Source organism: Geobacillus sp. LEMMY01 (assembly GCF_002042905.1).
Taxonomy (GTDB): domain Bacteria; phylum Bacillota; class Bacilli; order Bacillales; family Anoxybacillaceae; genus Geobacillus; species Geobacillus proteiniphilus.
In genome coordinates this window covers 38,523-48,169 of the sequence record NZ_MVKA01000041.1, presented here as the reverse complement: position 1 = coordinate 48,169, position 9,647 = coordinate 38,523, and the positions used below count along the sequence as shown (strand labels likewise).

At 51.7% G+C, this 9,647-nt stretch carries 8 protein-coding genes and 1 pseudogene; 7 read left to right on the top strand and 2 right to left on the bottom strand.

The annotated features are described in order from the left end of the window. Together B1A75_RS16795 and B1A75_RS16790 are read left to right on the top strand one after the other, a co-directional pair. A partial coding sequence (locus B1A75_RS16795) for an IS66 family transposase (protein ID WP_139761755.1) occupies positions 1-450 on the top strand: 450 nt, incomplete at its 5' end. Positions 451-615: 165 nt separating this feature from the next. Continuing rightward, positions 616-1,176, top strand: a complete 561-nt coding sequence (locus B1A75_RS16790) for a hypothetical protein (RefSeq protein ID WP_074044700.1) — start codon at positions 616-618, stop codon at positions 1,174-1,176. A 93-nt stretch (positions 1,177-1,269) separates the two neighbouring features. Here B1A75_RS16790 and B1A75_RS16785 read toward each other — a convergent pair whose 3' ends face one another. Then, positions 1,270-2,166: a LysR family transcriptional regulator gene (locus B1A75_RS16785; RefSeq protein WP_079936560.1), complete on the bottom strand. Its 897-nt coding sequence runs from the start codon at positions 2,164-2,166 to the stop codon at positions 1,270-1,272. 240 nt (positions 2,167-2,406) lie between these two features. On the opposite strand from B1A75_RS16785, the gene B1A75_RS16780 reads away from it, so the two are divergent. The 5 genes and pseudogenes from B1A75_RS16780 to B1A75_RS16760 form a co-directional block, all read left to right on the top strand. After that, positions 2,407-4,236 (top strand): assimilatory sulfite reductase (NADPH) flavoprotein subunit, encoded by a 1,830-nt coding sequence (locus tag B1A75_RS16780; protein WP_079936559.1) that lies wholly within the window; start codon positions 2,407-2,409, stop codon positions 4,234-4,236. A gap of 24 nt (positions 4,237-4,260) precedes the next feature. Further along, positions 4,261-5,982, top strand: coding sequence for an assimilatory sulfite reductase (NADPH) hemoprotein subunit (gene cysI / locus B1A75_RS16775; protein ID WP_079936558.1), 1,722 nt, complete (start codon positions 4,261-4,263; stop codon positions 5,980-5,982). A gap of 357 nt (positions 5,983-6,339) precedes the next feature. Continuing rightward, positions 6,340-7,806 carry an alpha-ketoglutaric semialdehyde dehydrogenase GucD gene (gucD, locus tag B1A75_RS16770; protein ID WP_079936557.1) on the top strand — a complete coding sequence of 489 codons (1,467 nt, stop codon included), beginning with the start codon at positions 6,340-6,342 and terminating at the stop codon, positions 7,804-7,806. 133 nt (positions 7,807-7,939) lie between these two features. Further along, positions 7,940-8,521 (top strand): Uma2 family endonuclease, encoded by a 582-nt coding sequence (locus tag B1A75_RS16765; RefSeq protein WP_079936556.1) that lies wholly within the window; start codon positions 7,940-7,942, stop codon positions 8,519-8,521. Between the two features lie 34 nt (positions 8,522-8,555). Further along, positions 8,556-8,834: pseudogene (locus B1A75_RS16760) on the top strand (sigma 54-interacting transcriptional regulator); the annotation flags it as partial. Between the two features lie 71 nt (positions 8,835-8,905). On the opposite strand, the gene B1A75_RS16755 reads toward B1A75_RS16760, so the two are convergent. Beyond that, complete coding sequence (locus B1A75_RS16755; RefSeq protein ID WP_079936555.1) at positions 8,906-9,592, bottom strand: coiled-coil domain-containing protein; 687 nt, start codon at positions 9,590-9,592, stop codon at positions 8,906-8,908. Positions 9,593-9,647 lie beyond the last annotated feature (55 nt).

The window sequence follows — 9,647 nt, the reverse complement described above, 5'->3', positions numbered from 1 at the left end:
TGGGCGATGCGCATGACCACGTTTCTGTTAGCCGCCAAGCAAGCCGTCGAAGCCCATCACGGTGCACTTTCCGAAGAAGAAGCGAGACGGTGGGAACGAGTGTATGATCGCATCCTAGAAAGAGCACAACACCGATTAGAAACGATGCCGCCTCTTCCGAAAAAAGCACTTGCTTTTGTTCGACGGCTTCAAAAACGAAAGGAAGAAGCGCTGCGGTTCTTACGKGAAGTACATGTTCCCTTTGACAACAACCAMGCCGAACGCGATCTTCGCATGGTCAAAGTCAAAGAGAACATTTCGGGTACGTTTCGCGAAGAAACATTCGCGCAGTCGTTTTGCATCGCAAGAAGCATCGTTTCCACACTGACGAAACACGAAAAAAACGTGTGGGATTCGTTATGTCTTCTGTTGGCAGGCGAAACGATCGATCGAGTTCTTTCCGCTACCTAGGGCATTTTCTATGACCGAAATGCCCTATTTGTGCTGGGCTTTTTTATACACTAGCACTGGGGTGAATAGTTACGAACGATTAATGTACAAAGTGAAGAAAAACGAGGAAGCCGATTCATTGTGACGCTTCCGCAACCAACCATTATTGAAAGCGAGGGGTAAACAATGAAAAAATGGATGGTGGCATTAAGCATTTCAATTGCATATTTGTTAATTTGTTTTGCGGCGGTGCAAGTCAATCGTGTGTTTGCAGATGATGGACGAGAGCATTTCTATGAGCATGGAGAGCAATACGAAGAACCTAGGGAAAAGGGGGAAGGAATGGCCAAGGAAAGCGGAGAGATGTTAGGATGGGGAGCGGTTTCTGTTGCTTTATTGGCAGGGGCGCTTTTGCCATTGAGACGAAATGCTAAATTCATTATGAGAACTGTTCCGAACATAAAATCTTTCTTTGTCTCTCTCTTAAAATGGTTAGCAACATGGCATATGCCTATTGGCGCAGCTGCGTTGGCGCTTGCTATAGCGCATGGTGCCCTTATGTACTTCTCTGAAGGGGAGTTGGAAATAAGGGAGTACATGGGCATTATGGCTATAGTATTCGCGGGAGTGGCGGCGGTTTTTGGAGCTGTTCTTTCAAAAAATAAAGCAAGCTCCTTGATCCGGTCAACACATATTGGATTATTATTAGCCGCGGGCATCTTAGTCGCGATCCATATTTTATCCTAAAATTTCAGCACATGAGACGAGCTGCTAAAATTTTTTAGTTATAAAACACGGCGGGACTGTGATGACAAAAAGGCGGTGCATCTTTTGCACCGCTTATTTTTCAGTGCACGCCCACTTCTTTTTGAGCGCTTGAATGAAAATATGCATATTTTGCTTAGTTTCCATAATCGGCATATAGACATAGGAAAGCATCCGATAAAAAGGAGAGTGCTTCAGGCGAACGATGGACAGATGGCCGTGCTCGATGTCGCGGGCGACGACGCTGCGCGACAACAAGGACAGGGCGTTGCCGTTGATCAACGTTTCTTTAATGCCTTGGTTGCTGCTAATGATCATGAGCGATTTCACCTTCAGTCCGTTTGAGCGGATGAAGTGGTTGAAATATTCACGCGTGCCGGAGCCGACTTCGCGCGCCACCCATGCTTCGTTTTGCAGCTCGGCGATCGTGACTTCGCCTTTTTGCGCCAGTTCGTGGCGGTTGGAGGCAACGATGACGAGCTCGTCTTGCATGAACGGATGAACGGACAGTTCCTTTTCGTTCGTTTGCCCTTCGATCAAGCCGATGTCGACTTGGTACGACTTGACGAGCTCGACGATTTCTTTCGTGTTGCCGATCATTACCTCAAGCTCCAGTTCGGGATAGTGCTCTTGGAAGTCGAGCAAAAACGGCGGCAAAATATATTCCCCGATCGTGAAGCTGGCGCCGATTTTCAGCTCCCCTTTGATCGCGTGATGGTGCTCCAAGATGTCTTGTTTCGTTTGTTCATAAAGCGCCACCATTTGTTTGGCGCGGTCGTATAGGAGCTCGCCGGTCGGCGTCATGCGCAGCCGCTTCGGGGAGCGGATGAACAGTTTCGTTTGAAACTCTTTTTCTAAATTTTTGATGTGCAAGCTGACGCTTGGCTGCGACAAATGGAGAATTTCCGCTGTTTTTGTGAAATTTTTCACTTCCGCCAACGTAATAAATGTTTTTAGTTCGTCATAGTACATCTTCATTCCTCCTGCCCATCGCTCGATAGTTGTTGCAGAGAGTATCTATTATAAATATTAATAGTTTCAATAATTTATATTTATTTTACTAATGTTTTGTTTTGCGGTAAAGTGTAAATATAATATCGCATTTAAAGTATACTTGTTTTATAGGAATAAGTGGATATTGGGCGGCAGCGCCTAATGGGCAAAGGTCGCGCCACCGTTCCATTTCATTTTATAGTCGAGGGGTGGGCATCGTTGCAGCTTCAAGTAACCAACAGTCCGTTTACCCAGGAGCAGATTGAGCTCTTGAATCGTTTGTTGCCGACGTTGACGCCGTCGCAAAAGCTTTGGCTGAGCGGGTATTTGGCTGCTGCCGAGGCGGCGGTCACCGTTTTGGATGCCGAAGCGCCGGTGCTGTTTGCTGGAAGCAGCAAACCGGTTTCGAAAGAAGTGACGGTATTGTACGGCTCGCAAACCGGCAATGCGCAAAAGCTGGCTGAGAAAGCCGGCAAAGCGCTCAAGGAGCGCGGTTTCGAAGCGAAAGTGTTGTCCATGCTTGATTTTAAGCCAAACGAATTAAAGAAAGTGGAGACGCTGCTCATTGTTGTGAGCACGCACGGAGAAGGCGATCCGCCGGACAATGCGGTATCGTTTTACGAATTTCTCCACAGCAAGCGGGCGCCAAAGCTGAATCATCTGCGCTTTTCCGTCTTGGCGCTTGGCGATACATCGTACGAGCAGTTTTGCCAGACGGGGAAAGATTTCGACAAACGGCTTGAGGAGCTGGGCGGAACGCGGTTTTATCCGCGTGTCGATTGCGATGTCGATTACGAAGAAGCGGCAGCGAAATGGCTTGATGGCGTGCTTGGCGAGTTAAGCAAAGAAGCGAATGCCCATGTTGGGGCCACGCCGCTTTTGTCCGTTGCGGCCGTGGCGCCAAAAATTGAACCCGCTGTCGTCTATTCGCGGAAAAACCCGTTCCCGGCCGAGGTGCTTGAAAACGTCAACTTAAACGGCCGCGGGTCGAACAAGGAAACGCGCCATTTGGAATTGTCGCTCGAGGGATCGGGGTTGAAGTATGAGCCGGGCGATGCGCTTGGCATTTTCCCGAAAAATGATCCCGAGCTGGTTGAGCTGATCATTCAAGAAATGAAATGGAATCCGGAAGAAACCGTGACGATCGACAAAGATGGGGAAGTGCGGTCGTTAAAAGAAGCGCTCACCTCGCATTTTGAAATTACGGTGCTGACGAAAGCGCTGTTGCAAAAACTGGCGACGCTGTCAAAAAACAGCGAGCTCCAAGCGCTTGTGGCGCCCGGCAATGAAGCCAAATTGAAAGAATACGCCAAAGGCCGCGATTTGTTGGATGCGCTGCGCGATTTCGGCCCATGGGACGCCGCGCCGCAGCAAATCATCTCCATCTTGCGAAAAATGCCACCGCGCCTGTATTCGATCGCGAGCAGCTTAGCGGCCTATCCAGATGAAGTGCACTTGACGATCGGCGCGGTCCGTTATGAGTCGCACGGCCGCCTGCGCAAAGGGGTGTGCTCGACGTTCTGTGCCGAACGCGTCCAAATCGGCGATACCCTGCCGGTCTTTGTGCAGCCGAACCCGAACTTTAAGCTGCCGAAGGATCCGGACACGCCGATCATTATGATCGGTCCAGGCACTGGGGTGGCGCCGTTCCGCGCCTTTATGCAAGAGCGCGAGGCCATCGGGGCGAAAGGAAAATCGTGGCTCTTTTTCGGCGACCAACATTTTATGACCGACTTCCTGTATCAAACCGAATGGCTCGCATGGTTGAAAAGCGGCGTGCTGACCAAAATGGATGTCGCCTTCTCTCGCGATACGGAGAAGAAAGTGTATGTGCAGCATCGGATGCTTGAACGAAGCAAAGAGCTGTTCGGCTGGCTTGAGGAAGGCGCTGTCGTCTACGTTTGCGGCGACAAGCAACACATGGCGCGCGACGTTCATCAGACGTTGATCGAGATTATCGAAAAAGAGGGCGGCATGAGCCGCGAACAGGCGGAAGCGTATGTCACCGAGATGCAAAAGCAAAAACGGTATCAACGCGACGTCTATTAATCATCAAAAGGAGTGGGATCGGAAATGGCGAAAGTCGAGTTAAAAGCGCCGGACGGACCGCCGAGCGATGTCGAGCGCATCAAGCAGGAAAGCCGTTACTTGCGCGGCACGCTCGCCGAAACGATGGAAGATCCGCTCAGCGCGGGCATCCCAGATGATGACAACCGGCTGATGAAGTTCCACGGCAGCTACTTGCAAGATGACCGCGACGTGCGCACCGAGCGGCAAAAACAAAAACTCGAACCGGCCTATCAATTTATGATCCGCGTGCGCACGCCGGGCGGGGTGGCGACGCCGGAGCAGTGGCTTGTCATGGATGAACTCGCCTGCAAATACGCCAACGGCACGTTGAAACTGACGACGCGCCAAGCGTTCCAACTGCACGGCGTCTTGAAATGGAACGTGAAAAAAACGATGCAAGCCATCAATGGCGCCTTGATGACGACACTCGCCGCCTGTGGCGACGTCAACCGAAACGTCATGTGCAACCCGAACCCGTACCAGTCGGAAGTGCATGCGGAAGTGTATGAATGGGCGAAGCTGATCAGCGACCATTTGCTGCCGCGGACGAGGGCGTATTACGAAATTTGGCTTGATGATGAAAAAGTCGCCGGCACGCCGCCGGTCGACGGTGAAGAAGAACCGATTTACGGTCCGACGTATTTGCCGCGGAAGTTTAAAATCGGCATCGCCATTCCGCCGTCGAACGATGTCGATGTGTTCTCGCAAGATATCGGGTTGATCGCCATTGTCGAGGACGGCAAGCTCGCCGGGTTTAATGTCGCCATCGGCGGCGGCATGGGGATGACCCATGGGGACAAAACGACGTATCCGCAGCTGGCGAAAGTGATCGGCTTCTGCAAGCCCGATCAAGTCGTTGAGGTGGCGGAAAAAATCATGACAATCCAGCGCGACTACGGCAACCGCTCGTCGCGCAAACATGCCCGCTTCAAATACACGATCGACCGGCTCGGCCTAGATGCGGTCAAAGAAGAGTTGGAGCGCCGCCTCGGCTGGAAGCTCGGCGAAGCGCGCCCGTATCATTTCGAGCATAGCGGCGACCGCTACGGCTGGGTCGAAGGCGTCAATGGGACGTGGCATTTCACGCTCTTTGTCGAAGGCGGTCGCGTCAAAGACTACGACGATTACAAGCTGATGACCGGCCTGCGCGAAATCGCGAAAGTCCATACCGGCGATTTCCGGTTGACGCCAAACCAAAACTTGATCATCGCCAATGTCACGAGCGAGAAAAAGCCGGAAATCGAGGCGCTCATCGCCGAATACGGCTTGACCGACGGCCGCCGGTACACCGCCTTGCGCCGCAACGCGCTCGCCTGTGTCGCCTTGCCGACGTGCGGCTTGGCGATGGCGGAAGCGGAGCGGTACTTGCCGAAACTGCTCGATAAAATCGAGGAAATTATCGATGAAAACGGTTTGCGCGACGAAGAAATCACGATCCGCATGACGGGCTGTCCGAACGGCTGCGCCCGCCACGTGCTCGCGGAAATCGCCTTCGTCGGCAAAGCGGTCGGCAAATACAACATGTACCTTGGCGCCGCGTTCAACGGCACGCGCTTAGGCAAACTGTACCGCGAAAACATCGGCGAGGAGGAAATTTTGCGCGAACTGCGCATGCTCCTATCCCGCTATGCAAAAGAGCGGCTTGACGGTGAACACTTCGGCGACTTCGTCATCCGCGCCGGCATCGTCAAAGAAGTGACGGATGGGACGAATTTCCATGATTAAGGTGGTCAGGGTGAAATGGAAACCAGCCTCTCCTTGTTTAGGGGAGGTTGGTTTTTCGTTGCTTTCATGCAATGGATTCGGTGTTTTGTTCATTGTAGCCGCATTCAATCTATATTAGGTTGTAATAAAGGATTTCCGATCTCCATGTCCTATCTTTATCACTTGAAAAGCTGGCACGGTGACAAAAAGAGCGAACAATGCCATGTAAAAAAATTGCAACTTATATAATTCACAAAATATTTCAACTATATTATAGTAGTGTTATGAACTTGTATTTTTCAGATCATGACCAAGGGCAAACATTTTTTCCAAGATCGTATGCAGCGATCACGTGAATGGAAAGGGGGAGAAGATATTATGAAGATGGGAACAGAAAAACAAACATACTTGAACTACATCAACGGAGAATGGGTCCCTTCTGCATCCGGGAAAACGGAAGCCAGCCTCAATCCAGCCGACATCGATGACATCGTCGGCTATGTCCAAGAGTCCGGCGCGGAAGATGTGAACGCCGCGGTGGAGGCGGCGCGAAGGGCGCAGGCGGCATGGCGGAAGCTGTCCGGCCCGAAACGCGGAGAGTATTTGTTCCGCACGGCGGATCTCTTGGAGAAACGGCTCGATGAGATCGCGGAAACGATGACAAGGGAAATGGGGAAGACGCTCCCAGAAGCGAAAGGGGAGGTGCAGCGGGGAGTCAATATTTTGCGCTACTATGCTGGGGAGGGGATGCGGTCTATCGGCGAGGTCATCCCATCGACGGACAGCGAAGCGCTTATGTTTACAACGCGCGTGCCTCTTGGCGTGGTCGGGGTCATCACGCCGTGGAACTTTCCAGTCGCGATTCCGATTTGGAAAATCGCACCCGCCATCGTCTATGGAAACACCGTTGTGTTTAAGCCGGCGCAAGAAACAGCCGTCACCGCCGCGAAAATCGTGGAGTGCTTTGATCAAGCGGGGCTGCCGGCCGGGGTTGTGAATTTGGTGACAGGCAAAGGATCGGTCATCGGCAATGCGATCGCCGAACATCCCCACATTCATGGCATCACCTTCACCGGCTCCAATGAAGTCGGCAAAACGATCGCCCAAAAAGCGGTGGCCCGAGGGGCGAAATACCAGCTGGAAATGGGCGGGAAGAATCCGGTGATCGTGCTCGAGGACGCTGACCTTGATCGCGCCGTCGAGGCAACAATCAGCGGCGGGTTGCGCTCCACCGGACAAAAATGCACGGCGACAAGCCGCGTGTTCGTCCAGCGCACCGTCTATGATCAGTTTAAGGAAAAATTGTTGGCAAAAGTGAAACAGCTGAACATCGGCAATGGACTCGAGAACGGCGTTTGGATGGGGCCGTGCGCCAGCCAAAAGCAGTTTGAGACGGTTCTGTATTACATCCAAAAAGGAATCGAAGAAGGGGCGACGCTCGTTTACGGAGGCCAACGTTTGACGGATGGGGAGCGGGCAAAAGGGTTTTACGTGCAGCCGACGATCTTTGAAAACGTGTCGCCCGACATGACGATCGCCCGCGAAGAAATTTTTGGCCCGGTGTTGGCGTTAATCAAAGTGGATTCGCTGGAAGAAGCGCTTTCTCTCGCCAATGACACGCCATTTGGATTGAGCGCCTCGATTTTCACGCAAAATATCGGCAAGATGCTCGCGTTCATCCAAGACATCGAGGCCGGGCTCGTCCGGATTAATGAAGAAAGCGCAGGAGTCGAACTGCAAGCGCCGTTTGGCGGGATGAAGCAGTCCAGCTCCCACTCACGGGAACAAGGGCGGGCGGCTATCGAGTTTTTCACGGCGATTAAAACGGTGTTTGTAAAAGGATAAGAAGTTGAGGAAAGTGCGCTGCCGTTTGGGCAGGGCGCTTTTTTTAGCGTGAGGGAATTGGCAAAGGCGATTGTCGGCGAGCAAACGGTTTGCTTACAATAGAGGAAAAAGCATGTGCGGGAGGGAGAGCGGCATGAGCCAACCAGGTGAGCAACGCCGGTATACGCTCGGCGAGTTCTTTTCTTTAGCTGGAGACGAGCGGATGGAGCTGTACGAAGGAACGATTGTGTTGATGTCCCCAGCTCCTTATGAGCATGAAGGGGTGGTCGCCAATTTGATTGCCGAGTTTCGCATGGCGTTAAAAGGAAGTCCTTGCCTTGTGTTCGGCAGCAACCTCCAAGTCGTCCTTTTGTTTGAAGATGAACAAAAAGGAACGAAAAATGTAACGGTGTTGCCCGACCTATCCATTATTTGCGACCGAACGAAACTGCGCCAAGGGCGGTGTTACGGCGCTCCCGACCTGGTGGTGGAAGTGTTGTCGCCAAGCACGGCCCGCAACGATCGGCTGCTTAAGCGTCATTATTATGAGAAAGCAGGAGTCCGCGAGTACTGGCTTGTCGATTATCAGCACCAGGTGATGGAAAAATATGTTTGGCAATCGGGGACGTTTCAGCTAGAAGACGTGTACGATGCAGCCAACGGGGCGGCTGCATCGACCGTGTTTCCCGAGGTGCGTTTTTCCGTGAAGGAGATTTTTGCGTTTTTGTCGTCGTAAAGAGCGGCACAGGCACATACAAAATAACAACAAGCATAACGGCCGACTCAAAGAAATGATCCGTATCGCGAAACGGGCAGCAGAGTCGGACTTGCCAGTGTTAATTATGGGGGAAAGCGGAACCGGCAAGGAGCTGTTCGCCCAGGCGATTCATCAGGAAAGCCCGCGGGCTGACCGCCCATTCGTTCCTGTAAACTGTGCGGCCATTCCTGACGCTTTGCTGGAAAGCGAATTGTTCGGCTATGTGGAGGGATCGTTTACACATGCGAAAAAAGGAGGAAAAATCGGGCTGTTTGAACTGGCGGACGGGGGAAATGGTTAAATAAGTTGAACAAGAGCTTAGATAACGGACAGGCGGGCTTAGGCGGCCCGCCTGCTTTATCGTCATAAAATGACATTCTTAATTTTGTAGATTTCCCGTTCGTGTTCGATGACTTTGTTCGAGAGGAAGGTGATGTCAAGCTTGATGTTGTTCAGCTGTTCGGTGAATGATTGGGCATGGGAATCGACTTTTTTCTCTAAGGCGTCGAGTCTTTGGTGGATGGAAGAGACTTCACCGTGAAGTTTATGCACGTCCATCGCGAGGGCGTCGAGTGCAGCGTCGGTTTCATCCTGGCGGTGAAGAAGAGCAGACATCAGATCATACAGCTCTTTTTGGCCGGCTTTGATATGGGCTTGTTCTTCTTCTAACCGCTTTTGGCCTTCAAGGAGAGCTTGCTGGATCCGTCGGAATTCTTCCTGTTCTTTTCGCATTTCTTGCTGTTCTCTTCGGATTTCCTGCTGCTCTTTCCGTATTTCTTGCTGTTCTCTTCGGATCTCCTGCTGYTCTTTTCGCATTTCTTGCTGTTCTCTTCGGATCTCCTGCTGYTCTTTTCGCATTTCTTGYTGTTCTCTTCGGATCTCCTGCTGTTCTTTTCGCATTTCTTGTTGTTCTCTTCGGATCTCCTGCTGTTCTTTTCGCATTTCTTGTTGTTCCGCTTCCAGCCGTTTGTGGCTTTCGACGAGGAGATGCAACGTGTTTTCGATATGACCGAGCCGGTCGAACAGTTGCAAGAGGATCTCTTCGCTCATTTTGGCACCTCTTTTATCCTAATTTCCTTTATTATAGCACATATGTTCTTGTTGA